The sequence below is a fragment of the Arthrobacter sp. ASL1 genome (assembly GCF_056680475.1).
Genome location: NZ_CM155284.1, coordinates 3,527,532 through 3,545,026 on the forward strand (window position 1 = coordinate 3,527,532; position 17,495 = coordinate 3,545,026).

At 70.8% G+C, this 17,495-nt stretch carries 18 protein-coding genes; 15 read left to right on the plus strand and 3 right to left on the minus strand.

Going from position 1 to position 17,495, the window contains the following annotated elements:
- The first annotated feature begins 13 nt into the window (after nucleotides 1-13).
- Complete coding sequence (locus AC1MEQ_RS16655; protein WP_479792287.1) at nucleotides 14-1,414, plus strand: M16 family metallopeptidase; 1,401 nt, start codon at nucleotides 14-16, stop codon at nucleotides 1,412-1,414.
- Nucleotides 1,415-1,705: 291 nt separating this feature from the next.
- Here the strand turns inward: AC1MEQ_RS16655 and AC1MEQ_RS16660 are convergent, their stop codons facing one another.
- Together AC1MEQ_RS16660 and moaA are read right to left on the minus strand one after the other, a co-directional pair.
- Entirely contained in the window at nucleotides 1,706-1,978 is a 273-nt protein-coding gene (locus AC1MEQ_RS16660; protein ID WP_479792288.1) for a MoaD/ThiS family protein, read from the minus strand.
- Nucleotides 1,979-3,163, minus strand: coding sequence for a GTP 3',8-cyclase MoaA (moaA, locus tag AC1MEQ_RS16665; protein ID WP_479792290.1), 1,185 nt, complete (start codon nucleotides 3,161-3,163; stop codon nucleotides 1,979-1,981).
- A 147-nt stretch (nucleotides 3,164-3,310) separates the two neighbouring features.
- Between moaA and AC1MEQ_RS16670 the strand changes: the two genes are divergently transcribed.
- From AC1MEQ_RS16670 to AC1MEQ_RS16710, 9 genes are read left to right on the plus strand one after another with little or no spacing between them, the layout of a single operon-like run.
- Entirely contained in the window at nucleotides 3,311-3,706 is a 396-nt protein-coding gene (locus AC1MEQ_RS16670) for a TOBE domain-containing protein (protein ID WP_479792292.1), read from the plus strand.
- 2 nt (nucleotides 3,707-3,708) lie between these two features.
- Nucleotides 3,709-4,485: a molybdate ABC transporter substrate-binding protein gene (modA, locus tag AC1MEQ_RS16675; RefSeq protein WP_479792293.1), complete on the plus strand. Its 777-nt coding sequence runs from the start codon at nucleotides 3,709-3,711 to the stop codon at nucleotides 4,483-4,485.
- Nucleotides 4,482-5,300, plus strand: coding sequence for a molybdate ABC transporter permease subunit (locus AC1MEQ_RS16680; protein WP_479792294.1), 819 nt, complete (start codon nucleotides 4,482-4,484; stop codon nucleotides 5,298-5,300). The genes modA and AC1MEQ_RS16680 overlap by 4 nt, the downstream gene beginning before the upstream one ends.
- A 29-nt stretch (nucleotides 5,301-5,329) precedes the next feature.
- Nucleotides 5,330-6,604, plus strand: coding sequence for a molybdopterin molybdotransferase MoeA (locus AC1MEQ_RS16685; protein ID WP_479792296.1), 1,275 nt, complete (start codon nucleotides 5,330-5,332; stop codon nucleotides 6,602-6,604).
- Entirely contained in the window at nucleotides 6,601-7,104 is a 504-nt protein-coding gene (moaC, locus tag AC1MEQ_RS16690; protein WP_479792298.1) for a cyclic pyranopterin monophosphate synthase MoaC, read from the plus strand. Before AC1MEQ_RS16685 ends, moaC begins: the two co-directional genes overlap by 4 nt.
- Nucleotides 7,101-7,589, plus strand: a complete 489-nt coding sequence (locus tag AC1MEQ_RS16695; protein ID WP_479792300.1) for a MogA/MoaB family molybdenum cofactor biosynthesis protein — start codon at nucleotides 7,101-7,103, stop codon at nucleotides 7,587-7,589. The genes moaC and AC1MEQ_RS16695 overlap by 4 nt, the downstream gene beginning before the upstream one ends.
- Complete coding sequence (locus AC1MEQ_RS16700) at nucleotides 7,582-8,028, plus strand: molybdenum cofactor biosynthesis protein MoaE (protein ID WP_479792302.1); 447 nt, start codon at nucleotides 7,582-7,584, stop codon at nucleotides 8,026-8,028. Before AC1MEQ_RS16695 ends, AC1MEQ_RS16700 begins: the two co-directional genes overlap by 8 nt.
- An 18-nt stretch (nucleotides 8,029-8,046) precedes the next feature.
- A complete protein-coding gene (gene dapB, locus AC1MEQ_RS16705) occupies nucleotides 8,047-8,811 on the plus strand; it encodes a 4-hydroxy-tetrahydrodipicolinate reductase (RefSeq protein WP_479792303.1) in 765 nt (254 codons plus the stop codon).
- The gene (locus AC1MEQ_RS16710; protein ID WP_479792305.1) at nucleotides 8,812-9,279 is read left to right on the plus strand and encodes a hypothetical protein; all 468 of its coding nucleotides are present in this window, start codon (nucleotides 8,812-8,814) and stop codon (nucleotides 9,277-9,279) included.
- A 55-nt stretch (nucleotides 9,280-9,334) separates the two neighbouring features.
- Here the strand turns inward: AC1MEQ_RS16710 and AC1MEQ_RS16715 are convergent, their stop codons facing one another.
- Nucleotides 9,335-10,546: a heparan-alpha-glucosaminide N-acetyltransferase domain-containing protein gene (locus AC1MEQ_RS16715; protein WP_479792307.1), complete on the minus strand. Its 1,212-nt coding sequence runs from the start codon at nucleotides 10,544-10,546 to the stop codon at nucleotides 9,335-9,337.
- 198 nt (nucleotides 10,547-10,744) lie between these two features.
- On the opposite strand from AC1MEQ_RS16715, the gene dapA reads away from it, so the two are divergent.
- From dapA to AC1MEQ_RS16740, 5 genes are read left to right on the plus strand one after another with little or no spacing between them, the layout of a single operon-like run.
- Complete coding sequence (gene dapA, locus AC1MEQ_RS16720; protein ID WP_479792309.1) at nucleotides 10,745-11,662, plus strand: 4-hydroxy-tetrahydrodipicolinate synthase; 918 nt, start codon at nucleotides 10,745-10,747, stop codon at nucleotides 11,660-11,662.
- A 14-nt stretch (nucleotides 11,663-11,676) separates the two neighbouring features.
- Complete coding sequence (locus tag AC1MEQ_RS16725) at nucleotides 11,677-13,383, plus strand: ribonuclease J (RefSeq protein ID WP_479792310.1); 1,707 nt, start codon at nucleotides 11,677-11,679, stop codon at nucleotides 13,381-13,383.
- Nucleotides 13,384-13,432: 49 nt separating this feature from the next.
- Nucleotides 13,433-16,345: an FtsK/SpoIIIE family DNA translocase gene (locus AC1MEQ_RS16730; protein WP_479792311.1), complete on the plus strand. Its 2,913-nt coding sequence runs from the start codon at nucleotides 13,433-13,435 to the stop codon at nucleotides 16,343-16,345.
- 9 nt (nucleotides 16,346-16,354) lie between these two features.
- The gene (pgsA, locus tag AC1MEQ_RS16735) at nucleotides 16,355-16,963 is read left to right on the plus strand and encodes a CDP-diacylglycerol--glycerol-3-phosphate 3-phosphatidyltransferase (RefSeq protein WP_479792312.1); all 609 of its coding nucleotides are present in this window, start codon (nucleotides 16,355-16,357) and stop codon (nucleotides 16,961-16,963) included.
- Nucleotides 16,960-17,448 carry a CinA family protein gene (locus tag AC1MEQ_RS16740; protein WP_479792313.1) on the plus strand — a complete coding sequence of 163 codons (489 nt, stop codon included), beginning with the start codon at nucleotides 16,960-16,962 and terminating at the stop codon, nucleotides 17,446-17,448. The genes pgsA and AC1MEQ_RS16740 overlap by 4 nt, the downstream gene beginning before the upstream one ends.
- Nucleotides 17,449-17,495: the final 47 nt, after the last annotated feature.

Here is a 17,495-nt window from a genome sequence, read left to right on the forward strand (position 1 = left end):
ACGAGATACACCCATGGCATTGATTCCTTTGCCGCTACACGGCTCGGGAATGTTCCCGTCGACCGCTGAGCAAGGTGCCCCCGGCACCGGCGCACCGATCGAGGACGGGGATCCAACCATCCTGCACGGGGAGGCCGGAGGGGCGCTGGTGCGCCGCTCCGTCCTCCCCGGCGGGGTGCGGGTGCTGACCGAGGCGATGCCCGGCCAGCGCTCCGCGACGATCGGCTTCTGGGTCGGTGTGGGATCGCGTGACGAGGCCGATGGCCAGCACGGGTCCACCCACTTCCTGGAACACCTGCTTTTCAAGGGCACCACCCGCCGCAACGCGATGGACATCGCCTCCGCCTTCGACGAGGTGGGCGGCGAATCCAATGCCGCGACGGCCAAGGAAAACACCTGCTACTTTGCCCGCGTCCTGGACGCGGACCTGCCGCTGGCCATCGACGTGATCGCCGACATGATCACGTCCGCCGTGCTCGATCCCCAGGAACTCGAGCAGGAACGCGACGTCATCCTCGAGGAAATCGCCATGGACAGCGACGACCCGGGCGACGTCGCCCACGAAAAATTCGTCGCCGCGGTGCTCGGTACGCACCCGCTGGCTCGGCCCATCGGGGGCACACCCGAGGCCATCCTGTCCATCGGTCGCGAGGCCGTCGTGGACCACTACCGCAAGTACTACAAGCCCAGCGAACTGGTGATCACGGTCGCCGGATCCCTGGACCACGATGCCGTCTGCCGCCAGGTCCTCGAAGCCCTGCGCACCGCCGGCTGGACGCTTGAGGACGGTGCCCTGCCCGAACCGCGCCGCAGCACCGAACCCGTCCAGGTCGCCGGCCAGCACACCGTTGATGTCATCCGCCGCCCCGTCGAGCAGACCAACATCATCATGGGATGCCCGGGCATCGTCGCCACCGATGAACGCCGCCACACGATGAGCGTGCTCAACGCCGTCCTGGGCGGTGGCATGTCATCGCGGCTGTTCCAGGAAATCCGCGAGAAGCGCGGCCTGGTCTATTCCACCTACTCCTTTTCCGCCGCCTACTCCGATGTGGGCTACTTCGGCATGTATGCCGGCTGTGCCCCGGGTAAAACCGGCCAGGTCATCGGGCTGCTCGGCGAGGAGCTGGACAAGCTGGCCGCCGACGGCATCACCGCGGAGGAACTGCGCAAAGCCATCGGCCAGCTCTCCGGCGGCATGGTGCTTGCCCTGGAGGACCCGGGATCTCGCATGTCCCGGCTGGGCCGCGCAGAACTGGTCACGGGCGTCTTCCAGGACCTCGACGAGTCCCTCGACCGCGTGCGGGCGGTCACCCGGGAAGGGGTCCAGGCTCTGGCCCGCGAAATGGCCTCCCGCCCGCGCACCATCACCGTCGTCGGGCCCTTCGACAGCCCGGCGGACTTCGGCCTCTAGCACGAAGCCGGCCCGCCGCACCGCCCGGGACGTGGTTTCGACCAGTAATCCACACCCAGCCCCTTTGCTCGGAATGGCGTGGTCTCGATCACACCACGCCACTCGTGCATACCTTTGAGCGGCGTAGTTCCTTGAAATTTGACGATGAGAGTCCATCTTATCGGCCGTCGTGAGCGTCGCCTGGGGTCACTTCATGCTGATTCCCCTGGACCTGGGCGCCGGCCTTTACCCGACCATCAGCCGTGGCGGGTTGCAGTTCCCCGAGCTGGGCGTCGCCCTGGTGCCACGCTGCTAGCCGCCGGCGAACGGCGGCAGGATGTCGATGACATCCGTGTCCGCCAGACGGCGCGTGTGGTCGCGGGCGCCGGTCTCGTTGACCAGGAAGCTGGACCGGGAAACGACCCGCAGCAACGGGGGACCGGACGTGCCGCCGGGAACCACCTGGGGCAGGTGCGACAGCAGCGCAGCCAGCGTGCCGCCGTCGTGCTCGATGTCGGCGAGGCGGACGTCCACCTCGGTGGTGCCGGCCGCGGCAGCGGCGGCGGCAAAGAACCTGACCTTCACTTAACCTCCGATGGCGCTCATGGAGCGGTCCGGCTGGACGAAATCCTGGTCGCCGAGGCCGGTGTGGTCCATGCCGTGGGCGCGTGGCTTGGCCCACATGGCGGCCCGCCACCGGTCGGCGATCTGCGCGTCGGTCGCTCCCGAGCGCAGCAGCGAGGTCAGGTCCGTCTCCTCGCGGGAGAACAGGCAGCTCATGATCCTGCCTTCGGCAGTGATGCGGGTGCGGCGGCAGTCGGCGCAGAACGGTTCGGTCACCGAGGCGATGATGCCCACCGTGCCCAGGACCGCGCCCGGTGTGCCGTCGGCTCCGGGGAGGGCGCTGACGACGTAGCGTTCGGCTGGGGCGCCGTCGCGGGCGTCGGGGGAGACGGACACGTCGTAGTGGGTGCGCAACAGCTCGCGGGTGTCCTCGGCGGTGACCATGTTGGTGCGGGTCCAACCGTGGTCGGCGTCCAGGGGCATCTGCTCGATGAAACGCAACTCGAAGCCGCGCTCCAGCGACCAGGCCAGCAGGTCCGCGGCCTCGGTGTCGTTGACCCCGCGCAGCAGCACGGCATTGATCTTGATCGGGCGCAGTCCGGCCGCATCGGCGGCCTCGATGCCCTCGAGCACCTTGTGGAAGAAGTTCCTGCGCGTGAGCTTGGCGAAGGATTCGGCGTGGATGGTATCCAGCGAGACGTTGATGCGGGAGAGCCCGGCGTCGGCGAGGGCCTGGGCCTTGGCCGCGAGCCCGACGCCATTGGTGGTCATCGAGATCGGCAGCTCCGGATGGTCGGCGCGGATCGACGCGATGATATCCACCAGGTCCTTGCGCACCAGCGGCTCTCCACCGGTCAGGCGCAGCTCGCGCACCCCATGCGTGTCCACGGCGATGCGCACCAGTCGGCGGATCTCCGCCCCGGTCAGCAGGCGTTCCGGGGGGAGCCAGGCCAGGCCATCCGCGGGCATGCAATAGGTGCAGCGCAGGTTGCACTTGTCGATCAGCGAGATGCGCAGGTCGGTGGCAACCCGGCCGAAACGATCGACCAGGCGCGGGTCGTCGCCCGGGGCCGGAGGCGGGATGGCGCCCGCTCCCGCGTCGGGGCCGGTGGTGCCGGGTGCGGGGATGGCCGGCAGGCCCAGCGCGACCGGGGCCCGCCCCTCGCCGGACTCGGCCGGGGTTCGGGGGTTGGTGCTGCACGTCATGCTCCGAGGGTAGTCCAGTTTCGGGCGGAATTCAGGGGCCGGTGCACCGTTGCCGTGGACACCGCGGGTGGGCCGCGCCGGTGGAGTCCGGCATGTTCCGGGTCATCACGGGTTTCAATCCGCAAATGCGTCATCTAAGCTGTTTTCATGACGCATTTGCGAGTTTCCGAGGCGGCACGTTTCCTGGGGGTCAGCGACGATACCGTTCGGCGCCTGCTCGATTCCGGGCAGCTGGCCGCGGGCCGGGATTCCTCCGGCCGCATCACCGTGGACGGGACCGAATTGGCGGCCTACATCCGCGGCCTGTCCAACGCCCCCACCGACCCGGCCGGCGTCGCCTCCTCGGCACGCAACCGCTTCGTCGGGCTCGTCACCGCCGTGACCGCGGACCGGGTCATGGCCCAGGTGGAGATGCAATGCGGCCCCTTCCGGGTCGTGTCGCTGATGAGCAGCGAGGCCGTGCGTGACCTGGGGCTGGAACCCGGCGCCGTCGCAACTGCCGTCATCAAGTCGACGAACGTCATCATCGAGACCAAGGGCTGACCATGGACCGGCGCATCATCCTCGTCCTCGCGGCCATCGTCCTGCTGCTGTCCGGCTGTGCTGCCGGGGGAGCAGCCGCCAGCCAGTCGAGCACTGCGGCGGGTTCGGGAACCGCGGGAGGCGGCACCGGCGTCGTGCAGTTCTCCGCCGCCGCCTCGCTGACGGACGTGGCCCCCGAATTGACCGCCGCCTACGCGCGGGAAACCGGGGACACGACCAGGATCCAGATCAACCTCGGCGCCTCCTCGAGACTGGTCCAGCAGGCCAACGCCGGCGAGCGGCCCGATGTGTTGGTCACCGCCGACACCGAGGCGCCGAAGGCCCTGGAGGACCCCGGTGCGTTCGCGCGGCCCGTGGACCTGGTGGCCAACCGCCTGGTGGTGGCCGTTCCCGCCGACTCCCCGATCACCGGGCTGGACCAGCTTCCCGAGGCCGGAGCCGTGGCCATCTGCGCCCCTGCCGTCCCCTGCGGGCGCGCCGCCCACGCCTACCTGGACCGGGAGGGCATGACGCTCGGCACCGTCAGCGAGGAGGCCGATGTCCGCTCCGTACTGACCAAGGTCACCGCCGGGCAGGTCGACGCCGGCTTCGTCTACGCCACGGATGCCGCGGCGGCCGGTGGCACGGTCCGCGCGATCAACCTGCCGCGGCTGGAACCGAACGTGTACCCGCTGCTCGTGGCGACCGACGCGCCGGCTTCCGCCCGCAAGTTCGCCACCTGGCTACGGGGGGACTCCGCGGCGAAGATCTTCCATGCGGCGGGCTTCTCCCGGCCGTGACCCGCATCCCGCTCTCGCCCCGCATGCTCCGGGCGACGACCCCTGGCTGGTTGTGGATTCCGGCGGCGATCGGCCTGGCCGCCCTCGCCGGCCCGCTCATTGCGCTGTTCGTCGCCGCGAATTGGCAGGACCTGCCGGCGCTGTTGGCCCGCGAGGACGCGCGGACCGCGTTGGGGCTCTCATTGGCGACCGCGGGGATGTCCACCGTGGTCTGCTTCATCCTGGGCCTGCCGCTGGCCGTGCTGCTCTCCCGCCTGCATGGGGTGGTGTTGGCGCTGCTGCGGGGGCTGCTGGTCGTGCCGTTGGTGCTCTCGCCCGTTGTCTCGGGGCTGGCGCTGCTCTATTTCTGGGGCCGGCAGACACCGGTGGGCGGCTGGCTGGACTCGATCGGTCTGGGAATCGGGTTCAGCCCGGCCGCCGTGATCCTGGTCCAGGTCTTCGTCTCGCTGCCGTTCTTCGTCGTCTCGGCGCTGAGCAGCATCGAGGCGGTGGACACCGACCTGGAGTTCGCCGGCGCCAACTCCGGGGCCTCCTCGGCCCAGATCCTCTCCCACATCACCCTGCCGCTGGCCGCCCCCGGCATCCTGGTGGGCACGCTGTTGGCCTTCGCCCGGTCGCTGGGCGAATACGGCGCGACGATCACCTTCGCCGGGTCCGTGGCCGGACGCACCCGGACGCTGCCCCTGCAGATCGAGTTGGCCCTGAATTCCAACGACCCGCAGGCCGCCCTGGGCATCAGCCTGATGCTGATCGGGCTGTACCTGATCGTGCTGGTCATCGCCGGCGCCGCGGTGGGCCGGATCTTCCGCCACTAGCGAGGCGGCCCGGCCGTAGGATGGAACGCATGGACTCCAGCTTCCGGCGCACCGTCGAGGACCACCGCGCCGCCGTGCACCGCCTGCTGGCACCGCTGGCCGGCCGGTTGGGCACCGAGAACGTGCCACTGGCCGACGCCCTGGGCCGCGTCCTGGCCGGGGACCTGCCGGCCCCGCGGGCGCTGCCGCCCTTCGACAACTCCCAGATGGACGGCTACGCCCTGCGGGTCGCGGATGCCGCCGGGGGCGTCCCGCTGCCGGTGGGGACGCCGATCCCCGCCGGGGCCGTCGCCCCGCCGCTCCCGGCCGGCACCGTCGTGCCGATCATGACCGGGGCGATGATGCCCGCCGGCGCCGACGCCGTCGTGCCCATCGAGCGCGCCGACCCACCACGGTTCCCGCCCGCCGGCGCCGGGGACGCCACGGTGGCCCTGCCCACCGGGACGCCGGCCGGGCAGTTCATCCGGGCCGCCGGCAGCGACATCGCCGCCGGGGCCACCGCCCTGGCGGCCGGCACCCGGCTCGGCCCGGTCCACCTCGGCCTGGCCGCGGCGCTGGGGGTGGACACCCTGGCGGTCCGCCGCCGTCCCCGCGTGCTCGTGCTCGCCACCGGCGACGAGGTCCGGGCCCCCGGAACCGAGCTGGCCCCCGGGCAGATCCACGACGCCAACTCGACGCTGCTCGCCAGCCTGCTCACCGAGGCCGGAGCCCGGGCGCACTGCGCCGGCATCAGCGCCGACGATCCGGACGCCTTCGCCGCCGCCCTCGCCGGGGAGCTCGGCCCGGCCGGCACACCCGCCCACGACCTGGTGGTGACCAGCGGGGGCATCAGCCAGGGCGCCTACGAGGTGGTCCGCCAGGCGCTGGCCCGCCACGGCATCGACTTCGGCTCGGTCGCCATGCAGCCCGGCGGCCCGCAGGGGCTCGGCCTGCTGGACCTGCCCGGCACCGCACCGACACCGCTGCTGGCCTTCCCCGGCAATCCGGTCAGCGGGGTCGTGAGCTTCGAGATCCTGCTGCGCCCGGCCCTGGCCGGGCTCACCGGCGCCGTCCCGCGCCGCCGGGTCACGGCCCACCTGTCCGGGCCGTTGGAACCGCCACCATCGGGCAAGCTGCAAGCACGCCGTGCCAGCGTGCGGATCCTGCACGACGGCGGGGCCGAGGCCACTGCCGTGGGCGGGCCCGGATCGCACCTGGTCCACGCCCTCGCCACCGCGAACGCCCTGCTGGTGCTGCCTCCGGACGCCCCCGCACACCAGGCCGGGGAACCGGTCGACGCCCTGATCTACGGAGACCTGACATGACCGAACCCGAAGCACCGGCCCTCAGCCACGTCCGCGCCGACGGATCGGCCCACATGGTCGACGTATCGCACAAGGCCGAGACCTCACGCACCGCCACCGCCCAATCGGTGCTGCACACCCGCCCCGACGTGCTGGGGATGATCGTCTCCGGCGACCTGCCCAAGGGCGATGCCCTCGCCGTTGCCCGGATCGCCGGGATCATGGCCGCCAAGAAGACCCCTGAACTCATCCCGTTGTGCCACCCGTTGCCGCTGGCCAAGCTCACCGTCGACTTCTTCCCCGACGCGGCGGCCGGCACCATGCGGATCGAGGCGACCGTCACCACCCGCGGGGTGACCGGCGTCGAAATGGAGGCCCTGACGGCCGCCTCCGTCGCCGCGTTGGCCCTCTACGACATGACCAAGGCGGTCGACAAGCATGCGGTGATCTCCGAGACGAAGGTGCTGGCCAAATCCGGGGGCAAGAGCGGGGACTGGACGCTGGACGGGGAGGGCGCATGAGCGACCACGCCCGCCGTGCCGCCGTGGTCATCGCCTCCACCCGGGCCGCCACCGGCGTCTACACCGACCGCAGCGCCCCGGTGATCACCGGCTGGCTCACCGGCCACGGCTTCGAGGTCGGCGACCCCGTCGTCGTCCCCGATGGCGAAGAAGTCGGTGCCGCACTGCGGCTGCTGCTGCACGAGGCGCCGGCCGTCATCATCACCAGCGGCGGCACCGGGCTCTCCCCGGATGACGCCACGCCGGAGATGACCGAGCCGCTGCTGGACCGCCGGATCCCCGGCATCATGGAGGCCATCCGGGCCGCCGGCCGGGCCAAGACCCCGCACGCTGTGCTCAGCCGCGGCCATGCGGGCACTGCCGGGCGCACCTTCATCGTCAACCTCCCCGGGTCGCCCGGCGGCGTCGCCGACGCCCTGGCCGTGCTGGACCCGATCATCGGACACCTCTGCGAACAGATCGAAGGCGGACATGGACATGGATGAACCCACCAGCGCAGCGGCCGGAGTCGTCGTCTTCTCCGGCATGGCCGCCGAGCCGATTGACGTGCAGACCGCCTGGGATGCGGTCGAGACCGCGGCCACCGGCGCCGTCGTCACCTTCGGCGGCGTGGTGCGCAACCACGATTCCGGCCGGGCGGTCGAACGGCTGCTCTACAGCGCCCACCCCAGCGCCGATGTGCGGATGGCCGAGCTGGCCGCCGACGTTGCCGCCCGGCATCCCGGCACCCGGCTCTGGGCCGCGCACCGCACCGGTGCCCTGGCCATCGGCGACGCTGCCCTGGTGGCGGCGGCCGCCTCCTCCCACCGGGGCGAGGCGTTCGACGCGTGCCGCGACCTGGTCGAGGCCGTCAAGCACGGCGTCCCGGTCTGGAAGGAACAGCACTTCGCCGACGGCGACACCGAATGGGTGGGCATGGCCTGAGGCGATAGCCTTGGGGGCATGACTGCACAGATTTCCGTTGCCATCCTCGGAGCCTCAGGACGGATGGGGGCCGAGGCCGTCAAGGCGGTCGGGAACGCCGAGGACATGGAGCTGGTCGCCGCACTGGGCCGGCATGACCCGCTGCAGGCGGTCCTCGACGCCGGGGCCACCCACCTGGTGGACCTCACCGTCCCGGACAGCACCGAAGCCAACGTCCGCTTCGCCGTCGAACACGGGATCCACGCCGTCGTGGGCACCACGGGCTGGACCGAGACCCGCCGCGCCAACCTGCGGGAACTGCTGGCCGAACACCCCGACACCGGGGTGCTGATCGCCCCGAACTTCGCGCTTGGCTCCGTGCTGGCCTCCTCCTTCGCCGCCCAGGCCGCCAAGTACTTCGAATCCGTCGAGATCATCGAGCTGCACCACCCGGAGAAGGTCGACGCCCCCTCCGGGACCGCGGTGCGCACCGCCGAACTGGTCTCGCGGGTCAGGACCGCTGCCAAGGTGCCGGCCAGCCCCGACGCGACCGAGACCCTGCTGGACGGCGCCCGCGGCGCCGACGTCGACGGGGTGCGCGTGCATTCGGTCAGGCTGCGCGGCCTCGTCGCCCACCAGGAGGTCCTGCTGGGCTCCACGGGTGAACAACTGACGCTGCGCCACGATTCGTTCGACCGCGTCTCCTTCATGCCCGGCGTGCTGCTGGGCCTGCGCACCGTCGCCTCACGCCCCGGGCTGGCCTACGGGCTGGACAACTACCTCGACCTCGGAGGCAACGCCTAAGTGAAGACCAAGCTCTGGGTCGGCGCCATCCTCCTGCTTTTCGCCCTGTACCTCTACGCCTCCTTCGCCAGCTCGGTCGCCCTCATCCGGGCGCCCGAACCGGTGGCCAAGGGCATCGGGGTCGCCGCCCTGATCATCCCGCTGCTCGGGGTCTGGATCCTCATCCGCGAGGTCCTCTTCGGATCCCGCAGCCAGCGCATGGCCGGCATCCTGGAATCCGAGGGCCTGCTGCCCGAGGACAACCTGCCCCGCACCCCGTCGGGGCGGATCGTGAAGGCCGCGGCCGACGAGGACTTCGTGCAGTACCAACAGGAGGCCACCGAACATCCCGACAGCTGGCGCAGCATGCACCGGCTGGCGCTGGCCTACGACGCGTCGGGGGACCGCCGCCGGGCCCGCGAGACGATGCGCCGGGCCATCGGCCTGTTCCGCGCCTCGGGGGATGCGCGGGCCACCACCGGCAGCTGAGCCGGACTCCGCGTCAGCGCCGCCGTCCGGCGCACAGGGCGGCGTGCACGCGGGACTACCCGGACCGCCCGGCCGCCGACCCCGCCAGCGTGTGCACCGCGGCTTCCAGGGGTCCGCGGCGTCCGGCCCACTTCAGCGCGATGCCGGCCAGCAGGGCGGCCACGACGAACCACAGGAACAGGCCCAACCGCGGCATCCCCGCGGTGGCCGTGCTGAGCAGGTCCAACGCCACCAGATGCCCCGTATAGAGCGTCAAGGTCGCCGATCCCGCACCGGAGAGCGGCCACAGCAGCGCCTCCCCGGCACCGCCGAGCAGTGCCGTCAGCGCCATGGCCACCAGCTGGCACACACCCAGCACGGCGATCGCGGTGCCGGCGACGTGCAGCAGGTCCAGCGGGGCGCTGCTGTGGGGGGCGGAGATCGCGAACCACCAGGGGGTCGTCTCGATGCCCGCCAGGGCCCGCCCGGAGTCCAGGGCGGGGACCAGCGGCAGGCCGTTTTCCCGGGTGATGGCACCCAGGGCGCCCATGGCGCCGGCGTGCGAGAAGACCAGCTCATCGGACAGGGCCCGCGCCGCCCAGGCCAGGGCGGATCCGCCCACGGCAAACGCCAACGCCACCGGTGGCAACGAGAGCCGGCAGCGGCCCAGCGCCAGGCCGAGCAGGATGAAGCCCGTCCACACCAGCACCGGGTAGTAGCCGGTGACGAACAGGTCGGCCAGCAGCGTGGCCGGGCGCAGCAGGTCCACCAGCCCGGGGGAGGCGCCCGTGGTCGCCGGCACGACATGCGTGCCGACCCACGGCAGCACCAGGTACCAGGCCACCGGCGCCAGCAGCAGCCAGCCGGCCGCCCAACACCACAACGTGCGCAGCCGCAGCCCCAGGAACGCGGTGGCGGCGAGGAAGAGCACCCCGTAGTGGACCAGGATCACCGCGACATTGGTGTCCAGCGAGCCGGCAAAGAGCCCGATCACGGTGATCAGCACCGCCCGCACCGCCACCGACCGCCGGTCCGCGGCCAGCCGGGCCGCAGTGTGCGGGGCGTTTCCGCCGGTCAGCAGGGCCAGCCCGACACCGGCCAGGATCGCGAACACGGCCGAGGCCTTGCCGGCGAAGAGCACGGCCACCCACGTCGCCTGCGCCCCGTCCGGACCGGCGTGCGTCAGCGGCATGATGTGGGTGGCCATCATCCCGAGCAGCGCGAGGCCGCGGGCCACGTCGACCCCGGCGATCCGCCGGGTGGGGGTCGTCGTGCGCTTGCGTGGCATGGGCTCCTGGCCTGTCGTCGAGGGCAATGGCGCGGTGGGACCCGCGCGTCGAATATACCAAGCCGGGCCCCGGCGGACCCGGTGCACGACGGCGGAACCCGGCTCCCGCCGTCGTGCACCGGAGCCGGGCGCGTCATCTTGGTCACGCAGCGTGCGGGGCTGCGGAATTTGGCGGGGCCTGCGGGTAACGTGGTGCCCATGCCTGCCTCGGATTCGAACACCCCGCGCCACGACTACCCCTTCGGCACCCTGGGCACCGCGATGGTCACCCCGTTTGCCGCCGGAGGCGCCGCCGACCTGGACCAGGCCGCGGCGCTCGCCGTCCACCTCGTCGACGGCGGCTGCGACTCGCTGGTGGTCACCGGGACCACGGGGGAGACCTCGACGCTGACCGACGAGGAGAACCTGGGCATGTTCCGTGCCGTCGTCGAGGCCGTCGGCGGCCGGGCGAAGGTCATTGCGGGGTCCACCACCAACGACACCGCGCACTCGATCCACCTCACGAAGGCGGCGGCGAAGCTCGGCGTCGACGGCGTGCTGGTCACGGCCCCGTACTACAACAAGCCCAGCCAGGCCGGGGTCCGCGCCCACGTGGAGGCCATCGCCTCCAGCACCGACCTGCCCGTCATGGTCTACGACATCCCCGGCCGCGCCGGCATCGCCATCAGCGCCGAGACCCTGATCCGGCTGGCCGAACACCCCAACGTGGTGGCGCTGAAGGACGCGAAGGCCGACTACCAGTCCACCACCCGCGTGCTGGCCAACACCGACCTGCACGTCTACTCCGGCGACGACGGGCTGACGCTGCCGCTGATGGCCGCCGGCGCCAAGGGCGTCATCTCCGTCACCGCGCATGTCGCCACCGCCGGGTACCGCCGCCTCGTCGACGCGATGCTCGCCGGGGACCTGGCCACCGCCCGGGCCATGCACTTCGAACTGGACCCCATCCAACGTGCCGTCATGTCCCACATCCAGGGCGCCGTCGCGGCCAAGACGATCCTGCACTGGCAGGGCGTGCTGCCCAACGCCATGGTGCGCCTGCCGCTGGTGGAGCCGACCGAGGAGGAGGCCGCGCCGATCCGCGCGGACCTGGCCGAGGCGGGAATCGACCTCTAGAAGGGAACGCCCCGATGTCCGACAGCGTCGTCGCCCCGGCAGATGCCGCCCGCCTGAGCCCCCCGCCGACGCTGGCCGACGGGACCCTGCGCATCGTGCCACTGGGTGGCATCGGGGAAGTCGGCCGGAACATGGCGGTGTTCGAAATAGGCGGGAAACTGCTCATCGTCGACTGCGGCGTGCTCTTCCCCGAGGAGTTCCAGCCCGGGGTCGACGTGATCCTGCCGGACTTCGGCTACCTCCGCGAGCGGCTCGACGACGTCGTGGGCGTCGTGCTCACCCACGGCCACGAGGACCACATCGGGGCCGTACCCTACCTGCTGCGCCTGCGCGGGGACATCCCGCTGATCGGCTCGAAGCTGACGCTGGCCCTGGTCGAGGCGAAGCTGGCCGAACACCGCATCACCCCGGTCCTGGTCACCGTCGCCGAAGGCCAGCGCCAGGTGCTCGGGGGCTTCGACTGCGAATTCGTCGCGGTCAACCACTCGATCCCCGACGCCCTGGCGGTCTTCATCCGCACCGCGGCCGGAACCGTCCTGCACACCGGCGACTTCAAGATGGACCAGCTGCCCCTGGACGGGCGGATCACCGATCTGCGGGCCTTCGCCCGGCTGGGGGAGGAGGGCGTGGACCTGTTCATGTCCGACTCCACCAACGCCGACGTCCCCGGGTTCACGACGGCGGAACAGGAGATCGGCCCGGTCCTGCAGAACCTCTTCGCCCGGGCCCGCAAGCGGATCATCGTCGCCTCCTTCTCCTCGCATGTCCACCGGGTCCAGCAGGTGCTCGACGCCGCCGCCGCCCATGGGCGCCAGGTCGCCTTCGTCGGACGGTCCATGGTGCGGAACATGGGCATCGCCGCCCGGCTGGGCTATCTGGACGTCCCCCCGGGGATCCTGGTGGACCTGAGGGACGTGGACCAGTTGCCGGACGAACGCGTGGTGCTGATGTCCACCGGTTCCCAGGGCGAACCCATGGCGGCGCTCTCGCGCATGGCCACCGGGGACCACCGGATCGCCGTGGGGCCGGGCGATACCGTCATCCTGGCCTCCTCGCTGATCCCCGGCAATGAGAACGCCGTCTTCCGCGTCATCAACGGGCTGATGCGCCTCGGCGCGGACGTGGTGCACAAGGGCACCGCCAAGGTCCATGTCTCCGGGCACGCCTCGGCCGGTGAACTGCTGTACTGCTACAACATCATCCGGCCGCGCAACGCCATGCCCGTCCACGGGGAGACCCGCCACCTGCTGGCCAACGCGCACATCGCCGAACAGACCGGGGTGCCGGTGGAGAACATCCTGCTGACCGAGGACGGGTCCGTCGTGGACCTGCGCGACGGCGTCGCCCGCCAGGTCGGCCAGGTCGACTGCGGGTTCGTCTATGTCGACGGGTCCGCGGTGGGCAGCATCACGGACGATGACCTCAAGGACCGCAGGATCCTCGGCGAAGAGGGGTTCATCTCGGTGATCACCGTCGTCAACCGCCAGACCGGCAGCATCGTCACCGGTCCTGACATCCACGCCCGCGGCGTCGCCGAGGACGAGAACGTGTTCGAGGAGATCAAGCCCAGGATCGTGGCCGCCCTCGAGGAGGCGGTGCGCAACAACCCCAGCCACACCACCTACCAGTTGCAGCAGGTCGTCCGCCGGACCGTCGGCGCCTGGGTCAGTCGCAGACTGCGCCGCAAGCCCATGATCGTGCCGGTCGTCCTCGAGGCCTGAAGCGTGTAAATCCGGGGTCTAGGGGACCCGACCCTGTACGGTTACGCGTATGGCGACCCGTACTTCCCCCACCCCGACGAAGGCCTCCGGCCGCAAGCCGGCGGGCAAGACCCCCGCGCGCGGCAAATCCGGCACGGGTTCGTCGCGGTCCGGTGGTGCGCGTCCCGCAGCCGGTTCCTCCCCCGTGGACCAGGACCTGGCCCTGCCGCTGCGCGCCATCCGCGGGCTGTGGATGGGCCTGGCCCGCATGGTCGGTGGGGCGTTCCGCAAGATCGGCCAGGACGTGCGCCCCGAGCGCGACGTCCGCCGCGACGGCACCGGTCTCTTCCTCGTCGTCGTCGCCGTCATCGTCGGAAGCGTTGAATGGTGGGGCCTGCGCGGCGTCGGCTGGTACGGCACCACCGTGCACAACATCTTCGGCGGCTCACTGGGCTTCATGGCCTCCCTGCTGCCGCTCGTCCTCTTCGTCGGTGCCTACCGGTTGTTCCGCCGTCCCGAGGAGAACCGCGCCAACAACCGCATCGGCATCGGCCTGACCCTGGCCACGCTGTCCATCGCCGGCATCGCCCACATCATCGCCGGCCTGCCGGCCCTGGACGCCCCGTTCGAGGAACTCTGGTCCGGTGGCGGCGTGGTCGGCTTCCTGGTCAGCGTCCCGTTGGCGGGCCTGCTGACCCGGTGGGGGGCCTTGGCCGTCATGATCGTGCTGGCCGTGCTGAGTCTGATGATCATGACCGCCACCCCGTTCCGCCATATCCCGGCACGCATCCGCCAGGGCTACGAGTGGATCATGGGACAGCCCGAACCCGGCGCGGCACCCCGGGACCCTTCCGACCCGGATGACCCGGCACACGACCAGAGCTACCTCTACGCCGACCGCGAGCGTGCCGCACGCCAGCCCAAACGCACCCGGCGGTTCGGCAAGGCGGCCCGCGCACGCCAACGCGAGGAGGCAGAGGCGGCAGCGGCCGAGGCGCTCTCCGGGGACGAGGCCTACGACAAGGCCGTCATCCACGACAACGACGAGGCCCCCACCACCGCACCGGAGCCCACCATCCCGCCGGGGGTGCGTCGTCCCACCGCCGCCGAAAAGGCGATGGAGAAGGTCAAGATCGACGTCGGGCTCGGCTCCGGCGCGGGAAGCGAGAGCGAACCGGCCACCGAGGCCCTGGACACGACGGCGATCAACGGCATGCTCGCCGCTGCTGCGGGCACCGGCGCGGGGGTCCCGAACGTCCCGGCCAACCCCGTCGCCCAGCCGGCACCGCTGACCCCGATCCCGCAGCGCACCGAGCAGCTCCAGCTCTCCGGCGACGTGGCCTACACGCTGCCCTCCTCCGACTTCCTGCCGGCCGGGCCGCCGGCGAAGGAGCGTTCGGAGGCCAACGACGCCGTCGTCAAGGCCCTGACCGACACCCTCGACCAGTTCAAGGTCGACGCCCAGGTCACCGGTTTCAGCCGTGGGCCGACCGTCACCCGCTACGAGATCGCCCTGTCGCCGGGGACCAAGGTCGAACGCGTGACGGCACTGTCCAAGAACATCTCCTATGCGGTCGCCTCCTCCGACGTGCGCATCCTCTCGCCGATCCCCGGCAAGAGCGCCATCGGCATCGAGATCCCGAACGCCGACAAGGAGGTCGTCGCCCTCGGCGACGTGCTGCGCTCGAACGCGGCACGCAAGACGGAGCACCCGATGGTGATGGGCGTCGGCAAGGACGTCGAGGGCGGGTTCGTCGTCGCCAACCTGGCCAAGATGCCGCACATGCTCGTGGCCGGTGCCACCGGCGCGGGCAAGTCGTCGTTCGTGAACTCACTGATCACCTCCATCCTCATGCGCGCCACCCCCGACGAGGTGCGCATGGTCATGGTCGACCCGAAGCGCGTGGAACTGACCGCCTACGAGGGCGTCCCGCACCTGATCACCCCGATCATCACCAACCCGAAAAAGGCCGCCGAGGCCCTCCAGTGGGTCGTCCGCGAGATGGACACCCGCTACGACGACCTGGCCAACTTCGGGTACAAGCACGTCGACGACTTCAACAAGGGGGTGCGCAACGGCAAGGTCGTCCCGCCGGAGGGTTCCAAGCGCGTCATCAGGCCGTACCCGTACCTGCTGGTGATCGTGGACGAGCTCGCCGACCTCATGATGGTCGCCCCGCGCGACGTCGAGGACTCGATCGTGCGCATCACGCAGCTCGCCCGCGCCGCAGGCATCCACCTGGTGCTGGCCACCCAGCGTCCGTCCGTCGACGTCGTCACCGGCCTGATCAAGGCCAACGTCCCCTCGCGCATGGCGTTCGCGACGTCCTCGGTGACCGACTCCCGCGTGGTCCTGGACCAACCCGGTGCCGAGAAGCTGCTGGGCCAGGGCGACGCCCTGTTCCTGCCCATGGGCGCCTCCAAGCCCATGCGCGTGCAGGGCGCCTGGGTCACCGAATCGGAGATCCACCGGGTCGTCGAACACGTCAAGGGCCAGCTCACCGCCGTCTACCGGGACGTCGTTCCCGCCGAGGCACCCAAGAAGGAAATCGACGACGACATCGGCGACGACCTCGAGGTGCTGCTGCAGGCCACCGAGCTCGTGGTCACCACGCAGTTCGGCTCCACCTCGATGCTCCAGCGCAAGCTCCGAGTTGGCTTCGCCAAGGCCGGCCGGCTGATGGACCTGCTCGAGTCCCGCGGCGTCGTCGGACCCTCCGAAGGCTCCAAGGCCCGCGACGTGCTCGTCAAGCCCGACGACCTGCCCACCGTGTTGGCCGCCATGCGCGGGGACTCGGCACCGGCCACCCCGCAGGAGACACCGGCCGCCGAAGCCGCGCTGGTCGAGAACGCCAACGCCAACCACTACGGCACCGACCTCGTCGCCCAGGACCTCGCCGCGTACCCGCAGGCCACCGAATACGACGACGGTGATGACGGGGAATCCGGCTCGGAAGACGCCTGGAACCTGACCGGACGGTAACCTGAGAGGGTGACTGAAACCCCAGCGGAACGCGCGCCCCAGCCCGCCCCGAACCTGAACATCGCCAATGTCCTGACGACTTTGCGGATCATCATGGTCCCATTCTTCGTCTGGGCGCTGGTGGCCGATAACCAGCAGCACTCAACGATGCGCTGGATTGCCGTGATCCTGTTCGCGCTGGCGATGTACACCGACAAGCTGGACGGTGATCTGGCCCGCAGCCGGGGGCTGATCACCAACTTCGGGAAGATCGCCGATCCCATCGCCGACAAGCTCCTGCTGGGGGCCGCCCTGGTCACCCTGTCCGGGTTGGGGGAGCTGTGGTGGTGGGTCACCATCGTCATCCTGGTGCGCGAGCTGGGCATCACCGTTCTGCGTTTCGCCGTCATCCGTCGTGGCGTCATCGCCGCATCGAAGGGTGGCAAACTCAAGACCGTCACCCAGACCGCGGGGTTGTTCCTCCTGCTGCTGCCCTTCACCCCCGACGTCGGCTGGCTGTCGGTCATCGCGTTGGTGGTCATCCTGCTGGCTGCGGCGATCACCATCTACACGGGGATCGACTACATCATCCAGGCCGCCCGGATGAAGCCAGCCGCGGGCGGTCGGGAGACCCGGTGAGCGACGACCGCACCGAGGCGGCGGCCGTACGCATTGTCGCAGCCGGGACGGACCGGGGCCTGACGGCGGCCACCGCGGAATCACTGACCGCAGGGTGGATCTGTGGCGCCATCGCGGATGTGCCCGGATCCTCGGCTGTCCTGCGTGGTGGAGTGGTCAGCTACCACAACCAGGTCAAGCAGGACCTCCTCGGCGTCGATGCCGACCTGCTGCGGGAGCGCGGATCGGTCGACTTCGAGGTAGCCCGCCAGATGGCCGAAGGAGCACGCCGCAGCTGCACTGCCGACGTGGCGGTCTCCAGCACCGGCGTTGCCGGCCCCGAGGCCCACGACGGCAAGGCGGTGGGGACCGTGTTCATCGGCTATGCCACCGGATCGGCCAGCGGGGCCCACGAATTTCACCTGTCCGGCGGACGCCAGCAGATCCGTGCCGCGGCGCGGGATGCCGCCTTGGAACTGCTGGCCGGATTGCTCGACGAGAAATAGTTGTACACACCCTGCGCGAGTGCTGGCAGTCCGGGCTCGGTTGTGGC

What these genes read in the sequence shown, in the direction of transcription:
- AC1MEQ_RS16655 (WP_479792287.1), top strand. Translation starts at nt 14, where the DNA reads ATGGCATTGATTCCTTTGCCGCTACACGGCTCGGGAATGTTCCCGTCG.
- moaA (WP_479792290.1), bottom strand. Translation starts at nt 3,163, where the DNA reads ATGACGTGCAGCACCAACCCCCGAACCCCGGCCGAGTCCGGCGAGGGG.
- AC1MEQ_RS16670 (WP_479792292.1), top strand. Translation starts at nt 3,311, where the DNA reads ATGACGCATTTGCGAGTTTCCGAGGCGGCACGTTTCCTGGGGGTCAGC.
- modA (WP_479792293.1), top strand. Translation starts at nt 3,709, where the DNA reads ATGGACCGGCGCATCATCCTCGTCCTCGCGGCCATCGTCCTGCTGCTG.
- AC1MEQ_RS16685 (WP_479792296.1), top strand. Translation starts at nt 5,330, where the DNA reads ATGGACTCCAGCTTCCGGCGCACCGTCGAGGACCACCGCGCCGCCGTG.
- moaC (WP_479792298.1), top strand. Translation starts at nt 6,601, where the DNA reads ATGACCGAACCCGAAGCACCGGCCCTCAGCCACGTCCGCGCCGACGGA.
- AC1MEQ_RS16695 (WP_479792300.1), top strand. Translation starts at nt 7,101, where the DNA reads ATGAGCGACCACGCCCGCCGTGCCGCCGTGGTCATCGCCTCCACCCGG.
- AC1MEQ_RS16700 (WP_479792302.1), top strand. Translation starts at nt 7,582, where the DNA reads ATGGATGAACCCACCAGCGCAGCGGCCGGAGTCGTCGTCTTCTCCGGC.
- dapB (WP_479792303.1), top strand. Translation starts at nt 8,047, where the DNA reads ATGACTGCACAGATTTCCGTTGCCATCCTCGGAGCCTCAGGACGGATG.
- AC1MEQ_RS16715 (WP_479792307.1), bottom strand. Translation starts at nt 10,546, where the DNA reads ATGCCACGCAAGCGCACGACGACCCCCACCCGGCGGATCGCCGGGGTC.
- dapA (WP_479792309.1), top strand. Translation starts at nt 10,745, where the DNA reads ATGCCTGCCTCGGATTCGAACACCCCGCGCCACGACTACCCCTTCGGC.
- AC1MEQ_RS16725 (WP_479792310.1), top strand. Translation starts at nt 11,677, where the DNA reads ATGTCCGACAGCGTCGTCGCCCCGGCAGATGCCGCCCGCCTGAGCCCC.
- AC1MEQ_RS16730 (WP_479792311.1), top strand. Translation starts at nt 13,433, where the DNA reads ATGGCGACCCGTACTTCCCCCACCCCGACGAAGGCCTCCGGCCGCAAG.